Source organism: Streptomyces sp. CB02366, assembly GCF_001905905.1.
Classification (GTDB): domain Bacteria; phylum Actinomycetota; class Actinomycetes; order Streptomycetales; family Streptomycetaceae; genus Streptomyces.
Map to the genome: position 1 here is coordinate 1,075,184 of NZ_LIVT01000003.1, position 21,923 is coordinate 1,097,106.

At 73.3% G+C, this 21,923-nt stretch carries 20 protein-coding genes; 10 read left to right on the top strand and 10 right to left on the bottom strand.

What is annotated here, in order from left to right; all coding sequences use genetic code 11:
• The first annotated feature begins 407 nt into the window (after positions 1-407).
• Both AMK24_RS13395 and hemC read left to right on the top strand, forming a co-directional pair.
• A complete protein-coding gene (locus AMK24_RS13395) occupies positions 408-1,481 on the top strand; it encodes a PucR family transcriptional regulator (protein WP_073768388.1) in 1,074 nt (357 codons plus the stop codon).
• A gap of 321 nt (positions 1,482-1,802) precedes the next feature.
• The gene (hemC, locus tag AMK24_RS13400; protein WP_073768390.1) at positions 1,803-2,735 is read left to right on the top strand and encodes a hydroxymethylbilane synthase; all 933 of its coding nucleotides are present in this window, start codon (positions 1,803-1,805) and stop codon (positions 2,733-2,735) included.
• A gap of 242 nt (positions 2,736-2,977) precedes the next feature.
• On the opposite strand, the gene AMK24_RS13405 is transcribed toward hemC, so the two are convergent.
• The 3 genes from AMK24_RS13405 to AMK24_RS13415 form a co-directional block, all read right to left on the bottom strand.
• Positions 2,978-4,267, bottom strand: a complete 1,290-nt coding sequence (locus AMK24_RS13405) for a cation:proton antiporter (RefSeq protein ID WP_073768392.1) — start codon at positions 4,265-4,267, stop codon at positions 2,978-2,980.
• A 2-nt stretch (positions 4,268-4,269) separates the two neighbouring features.
• On the bottom strand, positions 4,270-4,740 hold the full coding sequence (locus AMK24_RS13410; protein ID WP_073768394.1) for a cation:proton antiporter regulatory subunit: 471 nt from the start codon (positions 4,738-4,740) through the stop codon (positions 4,270-4,272).
• A gap of 233 nt (positions 4,741-4,973) precedes the next feature.
• A complete protein-coding gene (locus tag AMK24_RS13415; protein ID WP_073768396.1) occupies positions 4,974-5,522 on the bottom strand; it encodes a flavoprotein in 549 nt (182 codons plus the stop codon).
• Positions 5,523-5,810: 288 nt separating this feature from the next.
• Between AMK24_RS13415 and AMK24_RS13420 the strand changes: the two genes are divergently transcribed.
• The 5 genes from AMK24_RS13420 (at position 5,811) to AMK24_RS35420 (ending at position 10,826) form a co-directional block, all read left to right on the top strand.
• On the top strand, positions 5,811-6,455 hold the full coding sequence (locus AMK24_RS13420; protein WP_073768398.1) for a dihydrofolate reductase family protein: 645 nt from the start codon (positions 5,811-5,813) through the stop codon (positions 6,453-6,455).
• A gap of 206 nt (positions 6,456-6,661) precedes the next feature.
• Positions 6,662-7,156 carry a hypothetical protein gene (locus AMK24_RS13425; protein ID WP_073768910.1) on the top strand — a complete coding sequence of 165 codons (495 nt, stop codon included), beginning with the start codon at positions 6,662-6,664 and terminating at the stop codon, positions 7,154-7,156.
• A 275-nt stretch (positions 7,157-7,431) separates the two neighbouring features.
• Entirely contained in the window at positions 7,432-8,577 is a 1,146-nt protein-coding gene (locus AMK24_RS13430) for a Dyp-type peroxidase (RefSeq protein WP_079190500.1), read from the top strand.
• A 179-nt stretch (positions 8,578-8,756) separates the two neighbouring features.
• A complete protein-coding gene (locus AMK24_RS33145; RefSeq protein ID WP_073768402.1) occupies positions 8,757-9,263 on the top strand; it encodes a hypothetical protein in 507 nt (168 codons plus the stop codon).
• Positions 9,264-9,590: 327 nt separating this feature from the next.
• A complete protein-coding gene (locus AMK24_RS35420) occupies positions 9,591-10,826 on the top strand; it encodes a hypothetical protein (RefSeq protein WP_079190502.1) in 1,236 nt (411 codons plus the stop codon).
• 66 nt (positions 10,827-10,892) lie between these two features.
• On the opposite strand, the gene AMK24_RS13445 is transcribed toward AMK24_RS35420, so the two are convergent.
• The 3 genes from AMK24_RS13445 to AMK24_RS13455 all read right to left on the bottom strand — a co-directional run bounded on the left by AMK24_RS13445 (position 10,893) and on the right by AMK24_RS13455 (position 13,590).
• Positions 10,893-12,368 carry a flotillin family protein gene (locus tag AMK24_RS13445; RefSeq protein ID WP_073768404.1) on the bottom strand — a complete coding sequence of 492 codons (1,476 nt, stop codon included), beginning with the start codon at positions 12,366-12,368 and terminating at the stop codon, positions 10,893-10,895.
• A gap of 122 nt (positions 12,369-12,490) precedes the next feature.
• The gene (locus AMK24_RS13450) at positions 12,491-13,000 is read right to left on the bottom strand and encodes a hypothetical protein (RefSeq protein ID WP_073768405.1); all 510 of its coding nucleotides are present in this window, start codon (positions 12,998-13,000) and stop codon (positions 12,491-12,493) included.
• Between the two features lie 104 nt (positions 13,001-13,104).
• Positions 13,105-13,590 (bottom strand): peroxiredoxin, encoded by a 486-nt coding sequence (locus AMK24_RS13455; RefSeq protein ID WP_073768407.1) that lies wholly within the window; start codon positions 13,588-13,590, stop codon positions 13,105-13,107.
• Between the two features lie 272 nt (positions 13,591-13,862).
• Here AMK24_RS13455 and AMK24_RS13460 point away from each other — a divergent pair, with 272 nt between their 5' ends.
• Positions 13,863-14,618 (top strand): serine aminopeptidase domain-containing protein, encoded by a 756-nt coding sequence (locus tag AMK24_RS13460; RefSeq protein WP_073768409.1) that lies wholly within the window; start codon positions 13,863-13,865, stop codon positions 14,616-14,618.
• 147 nt (positions 14,619-14,765) lie between these two features.
• Complete coding sequence (locus AMK24_RS13465) at positions 14,766-16,526, top strand: SpoIIE family protein phosphatase (RefSeq protein ID WP_107427386.1); 1,761 nt, start codon at positions 14,766-14,768, stop codon at positions 16,524-16,526.
• Positions 16,527-16,602: 76 nt separating this feature from the next.
• Here AMK24_RS13465 and AMK24_RS13470 read toward each other — a convergent pair whose 3' ends face one another.
• A complete protein-coding gene (locus AMK24_RS13470) occupies positions 16,603-17,454 on the bottom strand; it encodes a GNAT family N-acetyltransferase (RefSeq protein WP_073768914.1) in 852 nt (283 codons plus the stop codon).
• 201 nt (positions 17,455-17,655) lie between these two features.
• A complete protein-coding gene (locus AMK24_RS13475) occupies positions 17,656-17,901 on the bottom strand; it encodes a hypothetical protein (protein ID WP_073768413.1) in 246 nt (81 codons plus the stop codon).
• Between the two features lie 249 nt (positions 17,902-18,150).
• Here AMK24_RS13475 and AMK24_RS13480 point away from each other — a divergent pair, with 249 nt between their 5' ends.
• The gene (locus AMK24_RS13480) at positions 18,151-19,650 is read left to right on the top strand and encodes a ParB/Srx family N-terminal domain-containing protein (protein WP_073768415.1); all 1,500 of its coding nucleotides are present in this window, start codon (positions 18,151-18,153) and stop codon (positions 19,648-19,650) included.
• A 218-nt stretch (positions 19,651-19,868) separates the two neighbouring features.
• On the opposite strand, the gene AMK24_RS13485 is transcribed toward AMK24_RS13480, so the two are convergent.
• Positions 19,869-20,474, bottom strand: coding sequence for a hypothetical protein (locus AMK24_RS13485; RefSeq protein ID WP_107427398.1), 606 nt, complete (start codon positions 20,472-20,474; stop codon positions 19,869-19,871).
• A gap of 62 nt (positions 20,475-20,536) precedes the next feature.
• A complete protein-coding gene (locus AMK24_RS13490) occupies positions 20,537-21,862 on the bottom strand; it encodes an MAB_1171c family putative transporter (RefSeq protein WP_073768419.1) in 1,326 nt (441 codons plus the stop codon).
• Positions 21,863-21,923 lie beyond the last annotated feature (61 nt).

Below are 21,923 nucleotides of genomic sequence, written 5' to 3' on the forward strand. Positions count from 1 at the left end.
GGGGCGGTCGGCCGGCGGGCGTCCGGGTGGCGGGGGCCGCCCGCCGCGGCTCGGTCGAAACCGCCGCGGAGGGCGGGGCGTTCGCCCTCGGGCGCCCCGCGCCGGACCTCCGGCTCCGCATCGTCCCCGCTCCCCCGTGGACGGTGCGGAATCCGAGGTCCGGGAAGGCTCCCGCTCCCCCGTTCCCGTGCACCCCCGTGCTTCCCCCGTGTCCCCCGCAGGGCCTTCCCGGGTGTGTTTCCCCCGGGCGCCCCCCGTGTTGGTGCTGACCTGATCCTGGCACCGCGGGGCGTTATCGTGCATTGCCGGAACCCGGCAATCTTCCTGCCCGGCCGATGCCGGGCGTCGGCACCGGCCAGGGGGCGTCGGGGAGATGACCGGACTGTTGCAGGGTTGAAGGAGAACGCGTGGCCGAGCCGAGGATTCCCGAGGAAATACTGGGTGATTACGCCCGTATCCTGGGTGAAGTCGCCCTCACGGGCCGTCGTCTGACCCGTGACGAACTGGAGGAGCGCCGGACGCTGGGTCGTACGGCGGCGGACGCGGGGTATCAACTGCGCGCCTTGGTGACGATGCACCTGGCACGGACGCGTGAAGCGTGGCCGCGTGCCGCTGCCGGAAACTCCCCTGCCGTGACCGACGCCGTCCTGGCCGCCGTGGAGCAGGCGGTCGACGCGTTCGCCGAGGGGTTCGAGCGCGCCCAGCGGCTCACCGTACGGCGGGAGGAGGCGGCGCGGCGGGAGTTCATCGACGACCTGCTGTACGGACGCAGCGACCTGGTCCGGCTCGCGGAGCGGGCGACCCGCTTCGGTCTGCGGCTGTCGCGCGCGCACGCGGTGGCGGTGGCGTCGGGCCCGGAGGCGTACACGGAGACGGACGCGGCGCCGCGCAGCGTGGAGACGGCGCTGCTGGCGCGGTTCGGCGGGCGCAAGATCCTGCTGACCACGAAGGACGGCAGGATCGTCTGCATCGCGCCGGGCAGCCAGCCCGACGTGCTGCGCTACTTCGCCAAGCAGGCGCACGCGGCGACGGACGGCGGCCGGGTCGCGATCGGCCGCCCGCACAAGGGGCCCGGCGGGGTGGTCCATTCGTATGACGAAGCGCTCGAAGCCCTCGACCTGGCGGACCGGATGAGCATGGACGACCCCGTGCTGTACGCCGCCGACCTGTTGGTCTACCCGGTGCTGACCCGGGACCGGCAGGCGATGGCGGATCTGGTGCGCAGTGAGCTGGGTCCGTTGCAGAAGGCGCGGGGCGGGGCGGAACCGCTGCTGAACACGCTGGCGGTCTACTTCGACGCGGGGTGCGTGGCCGCCGAGACGGCCCGCCGACTGGCCCTGAGCGTACGGGCGTTGACGTACCGGCTGGAGCGCATCCACCAGTTGACCGGGTCCGACCCTTCGGATCCGGTGCACCGCTACAGCCTGCAGACGGCGGTCATCGGCGCACGGTTGCTGGACTGGCCGGCCAAGGAGCTGTGACGGCCTGCCCGAAGGCGTCGAGGTCGCCGTCGTCGCCGCCGATGACGATGCCGCTCCGGATCCCGGCATGGCTCTCGGCCGGGGGGGGGCAAGCCGGTGCGGAGGCGGCTCCACCCGTGCGTAGAGGCAGAAAGGGCGGCGCGTCCCCGGCTCCGGGCTCGTACGGCTGACCAGCGAGGAAGCCGCATCGCACGCGTGACCGCCCGTACGGGTGCGCGAGGGTGCGGCGGGTCGTGGAGCGTCCAACGCCCGTGTTCAAAAGAGGAGATGAACACCGGGTCCGTCCGGTGGACGGGAGGACCGACGCTCTATCGTGGCGTCATGTCCGTCGATCTGATTCGTGTCGTCACCCGTGACTCGCCGATGGCCCTCGCCCAAGTGGAACGAGTGCGCGCCGAGTTGTCCGCCCTGCACCCCGGCATCCGTACCGAGGTGGTCCCGGTGAAGACGACGGGCGACAAGTGGATGGGCGATCTCAGCGCGGTCGAGGGGAAGGGCGCGTTCACCAAGGAGGTCGACCAGGCCCTGCTCGCCGGGGAGGCGGACCTGGCGGTGCACTGCGTCAAGGACATTCCGGCGGACCGGCCCCTGCCCGCGGGCACGGTGTTCGCCGCCTTCCTCCGGCGCGACGACATCCGCGACGCCCTGATCCACCCCGGCGGCCTGACGCTCGACGAACTGCCCGCCGGAACCCGGATCGGCACCTCGTCGGTACGCCGTTCCGCCCAGCTCGCCGCGTCGCACCCGCACCTCGACTGCGTACCGATGCGCGGCAACGCCAACCGCCGTCTGGAGAAGCTCGCGGCCGGCGAGGCGGACGCGCTGCTGCTCGCCGCGGCGGGCCTGGGGCGCATCGGCCGCGAGGACGTGATCACCGAGATCCTGTCGACCGAGGTGATGTGCCCGCCGATCGGCGCGGGGGTGCTCGCGCTCCAGTGCCGCGAAGGCGACGACGCCGTCATCGACGTCGTGAGCGGGCTCGGCGACCCGGCCGCGCTCCGCGAGACGACCGCCGAGCGCATGTTCCTCCATGTGCTCCAGGGCCACTGCAACAGCCCGATCGCCGGGTACGCGCGGGTCGAACGGAACGGAGACCTGTCGCTGCGGGCGAAGGTGTTCACGCCGGACGGCAAGACCGTGCTGAACGCGCACGAGTGGGCGGGGCCGCTGGACCCCGCCACCCTGGGCACGTCCGTCGCGGTCGCGCTGATGCGCCAGGGGGCGCGGGAGCTGATCGACGGCATCGCGCACTGAGACGTAGGGAGAGGTACGGGGAGGTACGGGGGAGGCACGGCGTCCGCGCGGAGACGTAGCGAAGACGCGCGGAGCCGTACGGACCCTGAACGGGGAGGCGTGCGGAGACGTACCGGCCCCGCCGGGAGAGGCGTCCGGCCGGCCGCGGGGGCGGAGACGACGGGCCGGACCACGCCGGAGCCCCCGGACCCACGCGCTGGTGGTGTCCGGGGGCTCCGGCATGGCGGCTGCGGGGCCGGGGGCTACTCGTGCTTCTCGCCCGCCGGTTCCGGGGTGAGGTCGTCGTGCGCGCCCCGGCGGCGCTCGGGGGCCGACGCGGGGGCCGGCTCGGCGGCTTCCGCGGTGCTCGCGTCCGTGCTCTTCCCGGCGCCGCCACCGCCGCGACGGGCCTCGATCTTCGCCGCGAGGGGCTGTGTCCACCGGGCGGTGAGCGGGCCGGCGATCACGAGGATCAGGACGTACGCGGTGGCGATGGGGCCGATGCGCGGCTCGGTGGCCACGGCCAGGCCGGCGATGACGATGGAGAACTCGCCGCGCGCCACGAGGGTGCCGCCCGCCCGCCAGCGGCCGGGCGAACCGATTCCGGCGCGCCGGGCCGCGTAGTAGCCGGTGGCGACCTTGGTGAGGGTGGTGACGACGGCCAGTACGGCTGCGGGCAGCAGCACCGGCGGGATGTCGGCCGGGTTCGTGGAGAGCCCGAAGAAGACGAAGAACACGGCGGCGAACAGGTCCCGCAGCGGGGTGAGCAGCTTGCGGGCGCCCTCGGCGACCTCGCCGGAGAGCGCGATGCCGACGAGGAACGCGCCCACGGCGGCGGAGACCTGGAGCTGCTGGGCGACGCCGGCGACCAGGACGGTGAGGCCGAGGACGACCAGGAGCAGCATCTCCGGGTTGTCGGAGGAGACCGCGCGGCTGATCAGGCGGCCGTGGCGGAGCGCCAGGTAGAGGACGAACCCGACGGCCCCGAGCGCGATGACGAGGGCGAGGCTGCCGCCCGCCAGGCTGACCCCCGCGAGCATGGCTGTCAGCAGCGGCAGGTAGATCGCCATCGCCAGGTCCTCCATGACGAGGACGCCGAGGATGACGGGGGTCTCGCGGTTGCCGAGCCGGCCGAGGTCGGTCATCACCTTGGCGATCACCCCGGAGGAGGAGATCCAGGTGACCCCGGCGAGCGCGACGGCGCCCACGGGGCCCCAGCCGAGCATCAGGGCGGCGAGGGCGCCGGGCGTCGCGTTCAGCACGAAGTCCACGGCGCCGGACGGGTACTGCGTCTTGAGGCTGGTGACCAGCTCGGACGCGCTGTATTCGAGGCCCAGCAGGAGGAGCAGCAGGATGACGCCTATCTCGGCGCCCACCATGGTGAACTCCTCGCTGGCCTTCAGCGGGATCAGTCCGCCGTGCCCGAAGGCGAGCCCCGCCAGCAGGTAGAGCGGGATGGGGGAGAGCCCTATCCGGCCGGCGAACCGTCCGACGAGCCCGAGTCCGAGGATGACGGCCCCCAGCTCCACCAGCAATGCGGTCGTGTCGTGCATGGTCAGCCCTCCGCGATGATCTCGGAGAGCGCGTCGACGCCCTCACGTGTACCGACGGCGACGAGGGTGTCCCCGATGGCCAGCCGGAAATCCGGTTCCGGCGAGGGGTGCGCGCTGTGGGTGCGCAGCACCGCCACGATGGACGCCCCGGTCCGGGTCCGCGCCCGCGTCTCCCCCAACAGCCGCCCGCCGTACGGGGAGCGCGACCCGAGCGGAATGTGCTCGGTGACCAGGTCGATGCCCTCGGTCCGTACGGCGTCGATGGGCGCCGGATCGATGAGGTGGGCGAGGGCGGTGGCCTCGGTCGTCGTCAGGGGGACGGAGAGCCGGCACGCATCAGGATCGTCCTGTTCGTAGAACCCGATGAACCGGCGGCCGTCGTGGTGGACGACGACCGAGATGTGCTGGCCCGTCTCGGTCGTGAAGTCGTACTGAGCACCCACTCCGGGCAGTGACGTGCGGCGGGTTCCCATGGCTTCCTCCCGAGACGCGCGGCGGTCCGCACGCATTTGGCGATCTCTTTATCCGGCCATTACCTTATCGGGCGGCGAAAATCGGTCGAGGGGCCGCAGGGCGGCCCCGCAGACCGGTCCGTCGTACGGAACGGAGGCCGGCCGCGCCCCCGGACCCACGTCGCACCTGTCCGAAAACCGCCCCGGGTGATCCGTGGGGAGCGGGAAAGCTCGGAAGCGGGAGAGCGGGATCCCTACACCGGCCGCCCGGGCGCGAGCAGTTCCAGCGCCTCTTCCCACGGGAAGGCGGCCGTCTCGCCGGACTTGGGCGTGTGCGGCGCGCGGGCGCTGATCCGTACGCCCATGGTGCGCAGCCTGGCCAGGCTCTCGACGTACGCGGGGTGCTGGGCGAGGAAGGGGTTCACCGCCGGGAGGACGGCGGTGGGCACGCCCTGCCCGTACGCCTCGCAGAGGATGCCGAGGGCCAGGGTGTCCGCGATCCCGGCCGCCCACTTGTTGATCGTGTTGAACGTGGCGGGAGCGACGACGATCGCGTCCGGGTCCGGGAACGGCCGCGGTTCGCCGGGGGAGCGCCAGGCCGAGCGGACCGGCCGCCCGGTACGCGCCTCGACGGCCGCCGGGTCGAGGAAGCCGAGCCCCTGCGGCGTGGCGACGACGCCCACGTCCCAGCCGGCGTCCTGCGCGGCGGCGAACAGCAGGTCGACGTCCCGGGCGACGCCGGCCGCGCAGACGACGACGTACAGGAACGGCTTACGGGTCCGGGGACCGGACGGCTCGCTCACGAGGAAACCCCCAGGAATCTGATCGCGGTGGCGGGGCGGTGCGGTGCGGCGCGGTGCGCTGGGGGCAGCGTACGGCGAGGGTGTCGGAGGACGGCCGGAGGAGAAAGGCCGTACCCGCAGGAGATAGGGCCGCACCCGGAGGTGAAAGACCGCACCCGCAGGAGATAGGGCCGCACCCGGAGGAGAAGGGCCGCGCCCGGCGGCCGGACCGATGAGTTCCGCCGTCACGACAGGTCTCCCCTGTCGTCCGCCGTCTCCCGGCGACCGTACGAAAACCAGGAGGAACGCATGGCACAGCTGCTGAGGGTCCAGAACTTCACCGTCTCCGAGGACGGGGTCGCGGCGGGCGAGGACCAGACGCTGGAGCGGCCGTTCGGCAACGTCGACCCCGGGGCTCTCTTCTCCTGGGCGGGCGCTACGGCGAGCTGGCCCAACCGCACCGAGCCGGGCGGAAGCCGGGGCCTGGACGACTACTTCACGCGGGACTTCGCCCACGGCATCGGGGCCGAGATCATGGGCCGCAACAAGTTCGGCCCGCAGCGCGGCCCGTGGGAGAACGACGAGTGGCAGGGCTGGTGGGGCGACGAACCCCCCTTCCACACACCGGTGTTCGTGATGACCCACCATCCGCGCCCGTCGTTCGCTCTCTCCGACACCACGTTCCACTTCGTCGACGGCGACCCGGCGACGGTGCTGGAGCGCGCCCGTGAGGCGGCGGAGGGCAAGGACGTCCGGCTCGGCGGCGGCGTCACCACGATCCGCGAGTTCCTCGACGCCGGCCTGGTCGACACCCTGCACGTGGCGGTCGCCCCGCTGAAGCTGGGGAGCGGCCTGCGCCTCTGGAACTCGCCCGACGACCTGCGCGACCGCTACCACCTCGACGTCGTCCCGAGCCCGAGTGGCATGACCCACCACCTGTTCTGGCGAAAGTGACTCCGGCGCCCGGCCAAATTCGAGAAGTGCCCGACGGAGGCGCGGCGGATCGTGGAGAGTCGGATGCGTAGCCGTCCGAGTGCGCAGAGGTACGGAGCGTCACCCGGGCACCGCGAGCTGCCCGACGGCAGCCACCCGAGAAGGACCCTGCCGTGTCGTCTTTTCACCCCCGTTACGCTCCCGCCGGCGATGTGGGCGCGGCGCTCATGATGATCGACTCCCGGCTCAGGAGCGTCCACGCGGACGCGACCGGCCCCGACCCGGAACAGGAGCGCCTGGTCCAGCAGCTCATCTCGTCGCTGGGCCCCCAGGGCGTGGACGACGTCCTGGACGGAGCGTGCACGCTGATCTTCATGTACATGAAGTGGCTGCGGGAGGCTCACGAGGCGCATGACAAGGACGTCATCGAGTACGTGGTGCCGACCCTGGTCACCACGCTCCGGCAGATGACCATCAGCATCCCTCCCGAGACCATCCCCACGATGTCCGGCATGGCCATCGCCGCCGCCATCGGCTTGAGCCCCACGCTGTGGCGTCAGCAGTACGGCGACTGGAAGCGGACGGAGCTGACCCCGTTGCAGGCGACGGCGTTCCTGCTGGCGGAACACATCAACCGCATGACGGACGACCCGAACTTCGCGACCCGCATGATCACGGACGCGCTGACGCAGATGGAGGAGGCGGACGCGGCGGCGGAGTAGGGGGGGGCGCGCACCGCGGGCGGCGCGTTTGCGTGCCCCAGTCGCGTGCTGGTGAGCGCGCACGCTGGTGGAGTCGACCCTCCTGTTCCTCCATCCCTCTACTCCATCCGTATCGGAGGGAGGCCGCCCCTGCTCGGCGACCCCCTGCGGCGGGTAGAGCTGAGGAGGCGGAGCGGACACCGAAACCCCGGGAGGGGAAGACCGTGACGGAAAGTGACCAGCACCAGGGGATGCGTCCCACCCGACGTGTTTTCGTACGAGGAGCCGCGGGCGTCGTGGGAACTGCGGGTCTGACCGGCACGATGGCGGTGAGTTCCGCCTCGGGTACGCCGATGCCTGGCTCGGAGAAGGGGCCGATCCGGTTTCACGGCGCACATCAGGCAGGAATCCTGACCCGGCAGCAGCAGTGCGGCGGTTTCGTCGCCTTCGACGTGCTCGCGCACGATCGGGCGGAGCTCGCGACGCTGCTGAAGAAGCTGACCGTACGGTGCCGCGTCCTGACGGCCGGTGTCACACCGCTCGATCCGGACGTGGCGGCGGTGCAGGGCCCGGAGGACCGGCTGACCATCACCGTCGGGGTGGGGGCCTCGCTGTTCGACGAACGGTACGGGCTGGCGCGGGCACGGCCGCCCGGACTCGTCCCGATGCCGGAGTTCCCCGGGGACCAGCTCGACCCGGAAAGCTGTCACGGCGACCTCTCGGTGCAGGTCTGCGCCCAGCACCCGGACGCCGTGCTCCATGTCGTACGGGATCTGGCCCGGGAGACCTCGGGGCTTCTGCGGATGCGGTGGCGGACCGACGGCTTCCTCAACCCGCCGCGCCCCGAGGGCTCCCCGCGGTCGTTCGTCGGCTTCAAGGACGGCACCGCGCACCCGGACACGACGTCGGCGAGGGAGATGGACCGACTGGTCTGGATCGGGGCGGAGGGGCCGGGCTGGGCGCGCGGCGGGAGCTATCAGGTCCTGCGCACCATCCGGCTGCGGGCCGAAGCGTGGGACCGGGTGCCTCTGGGCGAGCAGGAGCGGATCTTCGGGCGGCGCAAGTCGACGGGGGCGCCGCTCGACGGACGTAAGGAGAGCGACCTGCCCAACTACGGGCAGGATCCGGAGGGCCGGGTCACCCCGCTGGGCTCGCACATCCGCCGGGCCAATCCGCGAACCCCCGGGAGCGAGCACTCGGTGCTGCTGCGCCGGAGCTACAACATCGACCGGGGCCTCGCGCCCGACGGCACGCTCGACGTGGGGCTGGCCTTCTGCTGCTACCAGCGGGACATCGTCCGGCAGTTCGCGACCGTGCAGAAGCGGCTGGAGGGCGAACGGTTCGCCGACTTCAGCACCACGACGGGCGGCGGCTACTTCCTCGTGCTGCCGGGGGTGGCCGGCCCCTCGGACTGGTACGGTTCCGCGCTGCTCGGCTCCTGAGAGCCCGCGCTGGTGTGGTGATCAAGCTCCGTTCGGACCTCATGGAGCCTCCGCCAACCTGAAGTCGCAGACCGAAGGGCTGGTGTGACCGCTCCTGAGGAGCGCCGTCCGCTCGCCGAGCAGGCGGGACTTTCGCAAAACGCCCTAGTAGTATCCGGCCCCCTGGGGGGGGTGGGTGGATGCGACGGGTGCTGTCCTGTGCGCTGTTGGTGGCGGTAGGAGTGGCGACGCTGTCCGGGTGCGGCGCGGAGCTGCTGCCCTTGGTCGGCGTGCAACTCGATGCCGAGGGAGCTCCGCGCGTTCTGTTGCGGCCGTGCGGAGACGGCAAGATCCGAGGGACGGGCCTGCGGAGCGGGGAAGCCGCCCGCGCCGAGGGTGGTGGCCTTCTCGGCGGGAAGAACCTCTCGGGGTGGAAAGTCCCGGAGGAGCACGCGCCCGGGGACGTCGACTTCCCCCTCTTCGCCCCGCCGTCCCGGTGGGCTGCCGTGCACGTGGGGGAGCAGGAACTGCGCGCCGACCTCGCTTACCAAGTCTCTTTCGGGAAGTCCGGGTTCACCTACGATTACACCGGCCTGGTGACCTTCCGCCTGGCGGACCTCAAGGCTTTGGAGCCCGGTCAGGTGTGGGCGGACGACCGGATCATGACCCGCGAAGCGTTCGAGGAGCTGGCCGAGGAATCCTGCTGAGGCCACCCGGCGTGCGACCGCCCTCGGCATGCTTCCCCCGGCTCGTGGGCCGGGTTGGAGCAGCGCCCCGGCCCCAGCGGGTGTCGCCCGGTGCGCTCGGGTTCCTTCGGACTGGCGCTGGTGGGGCCGGAATTCGCCCGTCACCTGGTCGAGTGGGGTTTTCCGCTGGTGGTCGGCGCGCCTTCTCCACTGCGGTACCGTGATCGGGTCATCACGCTCTGTGCAAGTACGTGGGTATGCGTGCGTGCATGGGGCGGCCCCCGGTGGTGTTCGAGCACCGATCCGAGGGCCTTCACCCAACTAGTGGAGAACAAGGAGTCCACTGGGATGCTTCGGCATGCTATCGCGCCCTCCCGGCGCTACACGAAGGCCTCGCACGATGTCGTGCGCCACCCGCGTCTGTGCGGCGACGCGAAGATCCTGATCCTCTACGTCCAGGGGCTGCCCGAGGGGCAGTCCCACCTCCCCCTGTCCGAGCACGCGCGGAAGTTGGGCCTCAAGGGGCGCGCCTTCCAGCGCGTCAAGGAGCAGTTGCTCACGAACGGGTTCGTGCATGAGCGGCGGGTCTCCGGTGAGCGCGGGTGGTGGGCGACCCACCAGCTCTTCTCCAACGTCCCGTTGGACGACGCCGGGGCGTGCGACGTGTGGCGGAGGGAAGAGGAGCTACCGGGGGGCGGGGTCGGCCGTACGACCGGAGGCTCGCCGGGTGATCCTCCCCCGGCCTCTTCCCGTGTCTCCCTCCGACGCCCCTCTTCTCCGGGTGCGCACTTTCCGGCGGTCGGCCGTCCGGGGCGTCGGACCGTCGGTCGCCACCTACCGGTAGACGAAGAACGGGAGAAGAACTCATCCCGCCCACCCTCCGAAGCGGCCGAAGCGTCCGAGGCGCCTGGGGTGCTTGAAGCGCCTGACGCGCCCGAAGCCGTCGAGGCCGAGCGGGTGTTGTTGTCCCTGCGGCATTCCCACCGGGAGCTGCACCTCGGCGTGGCCGAAGCCCGAGCCCTCGTCGGGCAGGCCGTCGAGTGGTTGCGGCGTGGGCTGTCCGGGAACGACCTGCGGCGGGTGCTGACCAGCGACCTGCCGCCCGGTGGCGTGCGGTCCGCCGTGGGGTTCCTGCGGCACCGGCTGGTGCAGAAGATGCCCGCGCCCGTCGCCGCCGTGTGCGGAGCGCCCGGGCCCGCTGCCTCCGTGCGCGTCGCCGAGCCCGTGTCCCGGCGTGAGCCCGACGCCGCGCCCCTGCCTCCGCCCCCGGGCCCGGTCGCCGCTCCTCGGTACGCCGCTCCGCTCGTCACCTGCGAAGGGCCGGGCACCGAGCACGTCTTCCGGTCCTTGGGGGGTGAGACCCAGTGCCCCGACTGCCGACAGGAGGCCGCCTGGGCGCGGTGGGCCGAGTACCGGATCGCCAGTCTCGGGGGTGACGTCCCCACCGGGCCGGAGGAGGAGCAACCGACCGGATGGCGCGGGCGGTTGGCCGCCGCCGTCGCCGCTGCCGCCGACCGCCGGACCGAACCGGACATGGCTGTGCCCGAGAACCCGCGTGGGGCTCCCGGGCACCTGCCGGTCTGACCGGCCCGGCCCGCTGACCGGCCTGACCGGTTCGCTGCCGGGGCGGGGAAGTCCTCGCCCCCGGCGTCAGCCCTTGATCTCGATCTCGCCGTTCTGCTGCGAGCCCGTGGCGCCCGGCGTCGCGGGGGACGCCGCCGTACCGGCTTCCCCGGTCGTGGGCGCGGGAACCGCGGCCGTACGGGACGTGAGGTTGTTCAGGAGCGACGCCAGGTCCACGCCCGTCGTCGAGCTGAGCAGTTCCATGCCCTGCGAGACGTTGTCCGTGACCGTACGGGCCAGCTGGCTCGCGCCGTCCGTGGAGATGACCGTCATCTTGTCGATGGCGCTCAGCGGCTCCGCCGCCTTCGCGACCACGCTCGGGAGGACCTCGACCAGCATCTGGAGGACGGCCGCGTCACCGTACTGCGCGAACGCGTCGGCCTTCTTCTGCATGGCCTCGGCCTCGGCGGCGCCCTTGGCGGCGATCGCCGCGGCCTCCGCCTCACCCTCGATCCGGACCGCGTCGGCCAGCGCCGAACGGTGCAGCTTCTCGCCCTGGCCGGTCAGGCGCGAGCGCTCCGCGTCGGCCTCGGCCTCCTTGACCTGGGCGATGCGGCGGGCCTCCGCCTCCTGCTCGGCCTGGTAGCGGGCGGCGTCGGCGGGCTTGCGGACCTTCGTGTCCAGCTCGCGGTCGGTCAGCGCGGCCTGGCGCTCGGCGACCTTCTCCTGCTCGGCGAGGACTTCCTGCTGGCGGGCCGCTTCGGCGAGCGGGCCGGCGGCGTTCGCCTTGGCGGCCGCCGCCTCCGTCTCGGCCTTGATCTCGGCCTGCTTCAGGTAGTACGTCCGCTCGGCGATGGCGATCTCCTCGGCCGCCTTCAGCCGGGCCTGCTCCGAGGCGCGCTTCGCGATGGCCTCGGCGATGTCCGCCTCCTGCTTGGCGCGGGCGGCCTCCGGGCGGCCGAGGTCCTCCAGGTAGGAGCCCTCGGTGGTGATGTCCTGGATCTGGAAGGCGTCCAGGATCAGCCCCTGGCCGGAGAGGCTGGCCTCGGCCTCCTCCGCGACCTGCCCGGCGAACGCGGCCCGGTCCCGGATGATGTCCTCGACCGACATCCGGCCGACGATCGCGCGGAGCGCGCCGGAGAGCACTTCCTGGGTGAAGCCGACGATGCCGTCCTGCTGCTGGAGGAATCGCTGGGCGGCGGCGCGGATCGCGTCCTCGCTGCCGCCGACCTTGACGATCGCGACGCCTTCGAGGTTCGACTTCACGCCGCGCAGGGTCACCGCGCCGCGCACGGCGATCGGGATGTGGCGGCTGGAGAGGTCGAGGGTGAACTTCTGCTGGACGAACGGCACCACGAAGACGCCGCCGCCGACGACGACCTTCTGACCGCTGTTGTCGATGCTGGTGAGACCCGTGACCGGGTCCGTCGACTTCTTGCCCCGGCGGCCGGTGATGATGAACGCCTCGCTGGGCCCGGCCACCTTGTAGCGGGTGATGACGACGAGACCGAGCAGGACGAGGAGTACGACGATGCCGATGACGGCGATGACTACTGGACTCATGTGATGTGTCCCCCCTGCCTCCCGTGGGGGACGGCAGATTGTCGTGGAGCTGGGCGGTGCTGTGGAGTGGAGTTGGTCGTGGGGGTGGGTGGAGGACGGGCGGCGGGCCGGGTCGCGCGGGGTCAGCGCTCCACCGGGCGGACCGCGACCGAGGTGGTCGACAGGGCCTCCTCGACCCAGACCTCGGTGCCGCGCGCCACGGGCACGGCCGACTTGGCCGCGTACTTGACCGGCTGGCCGCCCAGGCGCAGCATGACCTCGCCGTAGCCCTCGGCCGGGATGGCCGTCACGACGGAACCCGACGTGCCGATCAGGTCGGAGCCGCGCGGTGTGGTGTGCGTCTGGTCGCGCATCAGGGCCCGGCTGAGTTTCCAGGTCAGCCAGCCCGCCACCACGCCGGCGGCGACGCCCGCGGCGGTGGCCGCGACCGGTCCGGCGCCCGTCGTGCCGAGCACGATGGCCCCGCCGAAGCCGAGCATCGAGACGAAGCCCGCGATCACCGGAAGCGACAGCAGCCCGTCGAACAGGCCGTCGAGCACGCCGCCGAGAAGCCCTTCGAGAATCCCGTCGAAGATCAGGGAGAGGGCGAGCAGGACGATCCCCGCAATGCCGAGACCGAGAAAGAAGGTCACGTGTTCACTCCCCGCCTGTCGACTTCCCCCGAGTGTTTTTCGTCGATCTGGCTGGATGTTCCCATACCGCACCTGCCTTGGTCACTGCCGGATCCCGGCAATCTTTACGTCTTTTTGATGCCGGACAAACGGTCCGTGAGGGTGGAGAGCGACTGGAAGGTCGCTCCGAGCAGCGCCACGTGCTTCCAGCGCAGCACCCCGTCCGGATCGATGAGGAAGACCGCCCGCCGCACCCCGATCCCCGGTGCGGCGACCCCGTACGCCTTGGCCGTCCCGCGGCCCTCGTCGGCCAGCAGCGGCATCCGGAGGCCGTGGGCGCGGGCGAACGACTCATGGCTGTCCACACCCTGTGGACTGATGCCCCAGACCTCGGCGTCGAGCCCCTCGAACGCCTCCATGCCCGAGGAGTACGAGCACAACTGCTTCGTGCAGACGCTGGTGTCGTCCCCCGGGTAGAACGCCAGCACCACCGACCGGCCGCGGGCGGAGGAGAGCCGGTAGTCGGCGCGTTCGAAGGAATCGCCCGACAGGCGCCCGCCTGGAAGGGTGAAATCCGGTGCCGTGCTGCCGAGTTGGGGTCCTGATGCCATGGACGGCTCCTTCGGTGTCATGTACGGGGATGGTGCGGACGGCCCGTATGGTTCCGCGCCGGTGACCGTACAGTGGACGGCACCGCCCGCCGCCCCCGCGCCCCTTCCCGGCGGAGCGCCGACGCCCCGACCGGCCCTCCCCCTCCGGTCACCGGCGCCCGCGCCGATCCACCGATCCACCGGTCCGTCGCCCCGCGCCCCGTCCGGGACGGCCCCGGCGACGTATACACGGCAGAGGGGCCCGCGCCCCGCACCCGGACCTGGAGGTACGCGTGGTTCAACGACCGCCGTCGGCAGCGGTTCTCGTTCTGCACGGCGGGCGCGAGACCGGTACGGAGCCCCCGCCGCCGGGGTTGCTCAATCTTCCCGGCGCCCGGATGCGCCCCTTCGTCCGGGCGCTCGGCCGGGCCGCCCGCGCCGTGGGCGAGGACGTGCTCGTACGGGAGGTGCGGTACGGCCACCGGGGCTGGAACGGAGCCCGCGCGGACCCCTTCCACGACGCCGTGGCCGCCCTCGACGCCCTGCGGGAACAGGCGGGGGACGAGCTGCCGGTGGTGCTGCTCGGCCACTCCATGGGGGCGCGCGCCGCCCTCCGCGCCGCCGGGCACCCTCTGGTCCGGGGCGTCGTGGGGCTCGCCCCGTGGTGCCCGCCGGGAGACCCGGTCACCCAGCTCGCGGGCCGGGACGTCGTCCTCGTCCACAGCACCCGCGACCGGCTGACCAGCCCCCAGGCCAGCCAGTCGCTCACCGCCCGGGCCCGCCGCGCCGGCGCCCGTACCTGCATGATCACCGTCCGGGGCGGCGACCACGCCATGATCCGCCGGGCCCCGGCCTGGCACCGCGTCACCACCGCGCTCGTCATGGGACTGCTCGGTTCCGGCAGTCTGCCGGGACCGGTCGGCACGGCCCTCGCCCTGCCGGCCACCGCCGAGGCCACCGAGGGCACCCTCGACCTGGACCTCGATCTCGGCCCCGGAGACGGGCCGGGCCCCGGCCCGTCCCGAAACCGGACGGACCTCGCTCGCTGAACCGCTGAACCGCTGAACCGCCGTTCCCCGCCCCGCCCGCCGCTGTCCCGCCCGCTGCCGGGCCGCCGGCCGCAGGGGCGGGGCCGCGTTCCGAGGCGCCCCTGACCGGCCGTCCTGCGGATGCGGTGCGGGGAGGGGCGGCCGAGGATGGAGAGCCGGGGGCCGACGAGGGCGGGAGGCGAGGTCGTGGAGGCCGACGCGTGCGACGACGGTATGCCGTCGTTCTTCGACCCGAAGACGGTCGCGGCCCTGTTCGACGGCAATCCGGCCGCCGTCGCGGTGCTCGACCACGACCTCCGCTACACCTACGTCAACCCGGCGCTCGAACGCCTCAACGGTCTCCCCGCCGCGTCCCACCTCGGGCGGACCTTCTTCGAGGTGCTGCCCGAGCTGGACGGCCGGCCCACCACCATGCGTGACGTGCTGGCCGACGGAAAGCCCCGCGAGGAGACCATCAGCGGGCGGACCTGGGCGGCGGACGGGCCGGACCAGCAGCTCTGGCGCGCCGCCTACCACCGGCTCGACGCGGACGGCGAGGGCTGCGGGCTGATGGCGATCGTCATCGAGATCACCGACACCGTCCGGCAGCGCGAGGAGCTGGAACAGGCCCGCGGCCGTGTCGCCCTGCTCAGCACCGCCGCCGTCCGGATCGGCACCACGCTCGACATGGACACCACCTGCCGGGAGCTGGCCGACTTCATGGTGCCCGACTTCGCCGACGTCGCGGCGGTCGACGTGTTCCCGGCCGAGGTGGGGCACTCCGTGCGCCGCCCGGCCCGCGGTGTCGTGCGGCTGCGGCGGGCGGCGCTGCGGGGCGACGGCGGCCTCGACGAGCTGATGCAGCAGTTCGGCCACCCGGGGGAGTACGTCGATTTCGCGCCGGACTCCGCGGTCGCCCGCTGCCTCGCGGAGAACGAGCCGGTCATCGACGACTGGGAGGACGACACCCGCGACCGGAGCGACTCCACCTCGCAGCGGATCACCGCCTCCCGGGCGCTCGGTCTGCGCCAGGCGCTCGTCGTCCCGCTCACCGCGCGCACCCGGCCGCTCGGCGTGCTCAGCCTCGTCCGGGCCGAGGGCTCCCCCTCCTTCGACGAACAGGACGTGGCCGTGGCCCGTGAACTGGCGATCCGGGCGGGCGTCGACCTCGACCACGCCCGCCGCTACGACCACGAGCACAGCATCGCCCGCGAACTCCAGCGCTCGCTGCTGTCCGAGCCCTGGGGCCCTCGCCCCCACGTCGAGGTCGCCACCCGCTACCGCCCCGCCGACCGGGGCGTCCTGGTCGGCGGGGACTGGTTCGACGTCGTGCCGCTCCGGGACGGCCGGCACCTCAAGGCGATGGGCGACGTGATGGGCCACGGCGTGGAGGCGGCCGTGGCGATGAGCCAGTACCGCTCGCTGCTGCGACTGCTGGCCCAGGAGGACCTGCCGCCGCACCAGATCCTGGAGCAGCTCGACGGGATGGTGGAACGGTCGGGCCTGGACCGGGCGGCGACCTGTCTGCTCGCCGTCGTCGACCGGTTCGGCGGGGTGTGCGAGGTGGCCAGCGCGGGCCACCTGCCGCCGGTCTTCATCGACCCGGGCGCCGCCGCCCGGATCGAGCGGGTACCGGTCGGGCCGCCGCTGGGCACCGGGTTCGGCGGCTACCGCACCGCGTCCGTGCCCTGCGGCCCGGGGACCGTGCTGTTCATGTACACCGACGGGCTGGTGGAGCGCCGGGGCGAGGACATCGACGTGTCGGTGGGGCGGCTGGCCTCGCTGACCCTGCCGCCCGGCGGACACCTGGAGGACCTGCTGGACCAGGTGCTGGACCGGTTCGGCGACGACGCGGAGGACGACATCGCCGTCCTCGCCTCCCGCATCCGCGAAGGGCCGCCGGCGGTGCGGCCCGCCCCCGCGGAGTGAGGCGCCGCCGGGCCCCCGGGCCCGGAGCCCCTTCGCGGGACCACCCCGAGGGGGCGGAGAGGGGCGAGCGGGCCGGTCAGCCCAGTTCCAGGCTGGTGATGCCGTACAGGCCCGTCCGGTCGATCTCCGGCGCCGGGCCGCTGTACATCCGGGCCGTGTCGAACGACGGGGTCAGGCCCAGCTCCTCCGCCAGCCGGACCGCCGCCGGGTTGACGTCGGGTACGTCGACGGCGACCGGGGTGTCCGGGGCGGTGGCCGCGAGCGCGCTGAGCAGGGCCGCCGCCACGGCGGGGGACGCGGCGTACAGGGGACCGATCCGGGACGCCGCCCGGCAGGCCCGCACCACCCCGAGGCCCCGCAGCTCGCCGTCCCGGACCGCCGCCAGGGCCGTACGGCCCGGGGCGGTGATCCAGGAGGCCAGGAAGGTGTCCCGGGCGGCCGGGAAGTACCGGCGGTCGTAGGCGGCGAGCAGGTCGAACGGCACGCTCCGGGCGTCGACCAGGGCGGTGTCCGGGGGCGGGGCGATGCCCGGCGGGGGCGTTCCCTCGTACCGCGCGTTGCTCCAGCAGGTGCGGAAGCCCGAGCGGCGGTAGTTGTCCTGCTGGGCGGGCACCCCGTCCAGCCCGACGGTGCGTCCGGCGAGCCGGGCCGTCCCGGCCTGCCAGGTCCGCAGCCCGTAGCCCTGTCCGCGCAGGTGGGGGCGGGTCAGGTAGAAGCCCAGGAAGCCGTGGTCGTCGCCGTAGCGGACGACGGAGACGGAGGTGACCGGTTCACCGTCCAGCCGGCCGAAGAGGAAGCCGCCGGGGTCGGTCGGGAAGAACACCCCGCCGTCGTGCAGCCCCGGGTTCCAGCTCTCCTCGTGGGCCCACTCGCCCAGCGTCACGATGTCGTCGGCCCGGGCGGCGGTGATCTCGAAAGGGTTCGGCACGGCACAGACGTACCCCGGCCCGGCATCGTTCAGTGGCCGGAGCACGGGCGATTTCCGGCCTTTCAGGCGGGTCGGCGGCCGGGTTCGGGACACCGCCGGACTCGGAACATCGCCGGGTTCGGGACGTCGCCGGACCCGGGCACGACCGGAGAGGGGCCGCGACCGGGTCCGGGTCGCGACCGGGTCCGGGGCGCCGCTCGCTCAGGCCGTCTCCGGGCTCTCCCGCTTCCGGCCGCGCAGTTGCCGCAGGACGAGGGCGGCCGAGGTGATCAACGGCAGCATTCCCGCCACCGCGTCGGCCGTGTTCAGCTTGTCGTGCGTGCCCTTGGCCCGGCGGACCTGCTTCGACGCCCTCACCACCGCGAGCGCGCTGCTGCCCAGGCTCAGCACGAGCCCGGCCTTGCCGCCGCGCGGCCCCTTGGCGGACGCCGACCGCTTCTTCCCCATCACAGCCACCTCCAAGCCGGCGGGGCCGCGACCCCTTCGCGGGCGGGCCCTCCCCGTCCACGTAACCGGCTCTCCGCCGTCCCCGCAAACGGGCCGGGCGGCGGCGCGTCCGCCCGCGGGTCGGGAAACCGGCCCCCGGTTCCGCCGTGGCACCCCGGCGCCATCCCCCGTTCACATGGCATCCGTGCGGGGGTCGCCGGGCCTTGCGATCGTCCCTCCCGGAAGACCATCACGCAGGAGGGCACGTTCATGAACAGTTCGAGGGCGCGGCTGCCGCGACGCGGGGCGCTGCTGCTGGCCGGTGCGCTGGCGGCGGGCACGGTCGTGGCCGGTGCGGGGTCCGGGGCGGCCGCCACCGCGGACCCGTGCACCGGGAGCGGGCCTCTGCCGCGCGCCTGCGCGCAGCCGGGGGAGCTGATCGACGTCACGCTCGGCGAACTGCACCCGACGCAGGCCGTCCTCGGTTTCGACCAGGTCTTCTACAAGCTCGGCCGCTACGGCAGCGACCGCGACGAGGCGGCGGGCGGCGTCAACAAGCGCTTCGACGAGTGGTGCGAGACCAATGGCCAGGGGGAGGCCGCGTCCGCCGGCCCCGGGGCCCGGCTGGACGACCCGTCGAGCTTCACCTGCGCCGTCCCCCTCGGGCAGGAGACGCCCCGGACGATCGCGCCGATGAAGACGGCCGTCGTCGGACCGGGCGGCAAGCTGTACCTCACCGACGGGCACCACACCCTGACGTCCTTCCTGGAGGGCCCGGACGGCTCGCCCCGCATGCGTATCCGGCTCCGCGTCACCGACAACTTCAGCGCGCTGTCCCCGGCCGCGTTCTGGCAGCGGATGACCGCCGAGAAGAAGGTGTGGCTGCGCGACGAGAACAACCGGCCGCTGGCCGTGAACCAGCTGCCGGAGCGCCTGGGCATCACGCACTTCCGCGACGACCCGTACCGCAGCCTCGTCTACTTCACCCGGGACATCGGTTACGAAGTCCCGGACGGGGCGACGGAGTTCCTGGAGTTCTCGTGGGGGGCCTGGCTGCGGGGCGAGCACGACACGGGCGCGTACGACCTGACCGCCCCGGGCCCCTACCTCGACCTGGTGAAGCGCGCCTCGAAGTCGATGGCCGCGCTCGCCCCCGACGCGGTCGTGGACGACGGCAGGACCGCCGCGCAGCTCGGGCGGATCGACGCGTGGAACGGCGGCAAGAAGGAGACCGGCGGGGAGTTCGCCAAGCTGGCCCGGCCGCTGAGCGACCCCAAGCCGGGCAAGCTCGCCGAGTCCCTGGCCTACAAGTCCCGCGTCCAGGCCGCCCCGGCCTGCACCACCCGGGTCACCGGCCCCCGCAACGGGCCGCTGACCGTCACGAGCGGCGTCACCTGCCTGGACCGCGCCGCCCAGCGCGGCCCGGTCGTCGTCCGCCCCGGGGCGGCCCTCGTGGTCACCGGCTCCACACTGGTGGGCCCGGTCCAGACCGACGGGGCCGCCGCCGTCCACCTGTGCGGTTCGCGGCTGTCCGGCCCGGTCGCGGTGAGCCGCGGCACCGGTCCCGTACGGATCGGAGGCCCGGGCTGCACCGCGAACACCGTGGAGGGCCCGCTCGTCCTCACCGGCAACACCGGCGGCACGACCCTCGCCGCCAACACGGTCACCGGCCCCCTGGCGTGTACGGCCAACCGGCCCGCCCCGGCGGCCGACCCGGGCCGCGCCAACGAGGTGCGAGGACCGCGTACGGGGCAGTGCGCCGCGCTCTGAGCCGCGCACCCGGCCCCCGGCCCGGCCGCCTCCCGGGCCGCAGCCCCGCCCCGGGCCCCGACCGGGACCTGTTCCGGCCCCCGACCGGGCCCTGCTCCGGCCCCCGACCGGGCCCTGCTCCGTAACTCCGGCCGGACCGGCTCCGGGCCTTTGACCGGTTGCTCCGCGGGCCCCCGGCAGGCTCAGCCCGGTCCGGGGGCCCGCGGTGGCGTGCGTGCTCAGACGAACGCGTACGCCACCGCCGTCGCCGCCCCCAGGCCCGCACCCGCCACGGTCTGGGCGACGGTGTGGTAGCCGAGGGCGACCCGTGACCAGCAGACCGCCGCCGTCAGCGTGTACGCGGTGAGCCACCAGGGGGAGTGCACGGCGGCGAGGAGGGCGACGGACGCCGAGGCCACCGACGCGTCGACCGAGATCTTCCACACGGTGTTGACGGCCAGCAGCCCGATGGTCATCACCCACAGCGCGAGCATCGCGACGAGGATGCCGGCGGGCGCGTTCCCGAGCACCATCACCACCGACCCGGTACCGATCGAGCCCAGGATCACGAAGAAGATCGGCGCCCGCTTCGTCCGGTCCATCACGTGGCGGTCGCCCCAGGTGCCGCGTCCCCGCTCCCACTCGATGTACCCGGCCGGGACCAGCCCGGCGCAGAGGGCCCCGAGGAGCCCCCACAGCAGGCCGGTCCAGTCGCCCGCCGCCGCGAGGCCGATGCCGAGCATGCCCGCCAGCAGGACGTTGCGCGGCTGGAGGACGTCGGTGACGGTGCGCGCCACGGACGTGGTGGCGGTGGCGGCCGGGTCCGGGGCGGGGGCCGGGGGCATGTCCGCGGCGGTGTTCGCCGTGGGGGCGACGGTGGCGTCCGTGGTGGCTTCCGTGGGCCCGGTCATGCGTTCGTCTCCGTCGTGCGGTCGGTCCCGGCCGTGGAAGCCGTGGAAGCCGTGGAAGCCGTGGAAGCCGTGGGAGCCGTGGGAGCCGTGGCGGACGCGAGGACGGCGCGGGCGCGCTCCTCGTCGACCGTCCGGTACGCGGCGGCGACCCGTACCAGCCGGGCCACCTCGCCGTCCTGGTCCGCCGCGTGGTGGGCGGCGACCGGTGCGGCCCCTCCGGCGGGGGCGCCCGACTCCTTCGCGAGCAGGGCGGCCCGGATCCAGTAGGCGTCGGTGAGGGACGCGGCCCGGCGCGGGTCGTCCGTGTCCCGGGCGGCGGCGCGGGCGGCGGCGTCGAGCAGTCCCTCGGGGGCGTAGTGGCGCAGCTTCTCGGCCGCGTCCGCGACGTCGGCGGCCCAGCGGTCCACCCGCAGGTCGGCCGGGACGTTGAACCGGGTCAGCTCGCGGACCAGGGAGGCGGGCGGGTCGAACGGCTGGTCCGGGAAGGCGGCCATCAACTCGTACCAGAGGGCGTGCAGTTTGACCTGGGCCCGCCACAGCCGCGCCCGGCGCGCCCCGGCGGCGAAGGCGGGGAGGGACGCGCCGAGGGCGAAGAAGGCGAACAGCACCAGCTGGGCGGCTTCGGTGACGCGGTCGAAGCGCACGGAGAACGCCTTGCTCGGCTCGTCCACCACGCTGATCCACAGGAAGAGGGTGCGGCTGACGGTGTAGCCGACGCCGATGAACATCGCGAACGTCATCATCCCGAGCCCGACGCGCAGATGGCGCTGCCGGGCGTCGAGGGTGGCGAGCGCCCACTGGAAGGCGCAGACGGCGGACGCGGCCCCGAGGTAGAGGTAGAAGACGCTCATGTAGAGCGTGGCGCCCCACTCCCCGGCGTGGTCGGAGACGAAGCGGTCCGAGGGGTGGGAGCGGTCGACGACGGTGAAGAAGAGGACGGTCAGCAGGATCAGGGTGGCGACGGACGCCTTGGCCGCCAGCTTCTGGACGAACCGCGCGAACCGTACGTGGCGGGGGACCGCGCCCTCTTCCGGGTAGCCGCCGTAGATGGCCACGATGTAGCTGAGGATGGCCAGAATTGCCACCGTGGCGGTGTAGTGCTTGATGAGGACGGCGAGATCGGTGACGGCGCTGTCGTTGAGGCCGGTGCGCACCGCCTCGGTCTTCGTCCACAGCGCGACGGCGAATCCGGCGTAGCAGCCCCACAGGGCCCGGCGTCTGCGGTCCTCCTCGTCGCCCCACAGGGCAGCGGGCATACGCCACAGGGCAACGGCCGTCATCAGGCCGGCTATCAGGTAGCCGGCGAGATCGAGGGGGGTCACGGCGGTGTTCGTCCTCGGGGTCGGGAACACGGGGCGGGGCCCGTAGGCGGGCCGGTGGCAC

Coding starts and splice junctions, on each gene's coding strand:
- AMK24_RS13425 (WP_073768910.1), top strand. CDS start 6,662: ATGATGATCGACTCCCGGCTCAGGAGCGTCCACGCGGACGCGACCGGC.
- AMK24_RS13480 (WP_073768415.1), top strand. CDS start 18,151: ATGAACAGTTCGAGGGCGCGGCTGCCGCGACGCGGGGCGCTGCTGCTG.
- AMK24_RS13445 (WP_073768404.1), bottom strand. CDS start 12,368: ATGAGTCCAGTAGTCATCGCCGTCATCGGCATCGTCGTACTCCTCGTC.
- AMK24_RS35420 (WP_079190502.1), top strand. CDS start 9,591: ATGCTTCGGCATGCTATCGCGCCCTCCCGGCGCTACACGAAGGCCTCG.
- AMK24_RS13475 (WP_073768413.1), bottom strand. CDS start 17,901: ATGGGGAAGAAGCGGTCGGCGTCCGCCAAGGGGCCGCGCGGCGGCAAG.
- AMK24_RS13405 (WP_073768392.1), bottom strand. CDS start 4,267: ATGCACGACACGACCGCATTGCTGGTGGAGCTGGGGGCCGTCATCCTC.
- AMK24_RS13485 (WP_107427398.1), bottom strand. CDS start 20,474: ATGCCCCCGGCCCCCGCCCCGGACCCGGCCGCCACCGCCACCACGTCC.
- hemC (WP_073768390.1), top strand. CDS start 1,803: ATGTCCGTCGATCTGATTCGTGTCGTCACCCGTGACTCGCCGATGGCC.
- AMK24_RS13455 (WP_073768407.1), bottom strand. CDS start 13,590: ATGGCATCAGGACCCCAACTCGGCAGCACGGCACCGGATTTCACCCTT.
- AMK24_RS33145 (WP_073768402.1), top strand. CDS start 8,757: ATGCGACGGGTGCTGTCCTGTGCGCTGTTGGTGGCGGTAGGAGTGGCG.
- AMK24_RS13420 (WP_073768398.1), top strand. CDS start 5,811: ATGGCACAGCTGCTGAGGGTCCAGAACTTCACCGTCTCCGAGGACGGG.
- AMK24_RS13465 (WP_107427386.1), top strand. CDS start 14,766: ATGGAGAGCCGGGGGCCGACGAGGGCGGGAGGCGAGGTCGTGGAGGCC.
- AMK24_RS13410 (WP_073768394.1), bottom strand. CDS start 4,740: ATGGGAACCCGCCGCACGTCACTGCCCGGAGTGGGTGCTCAGTACGAC.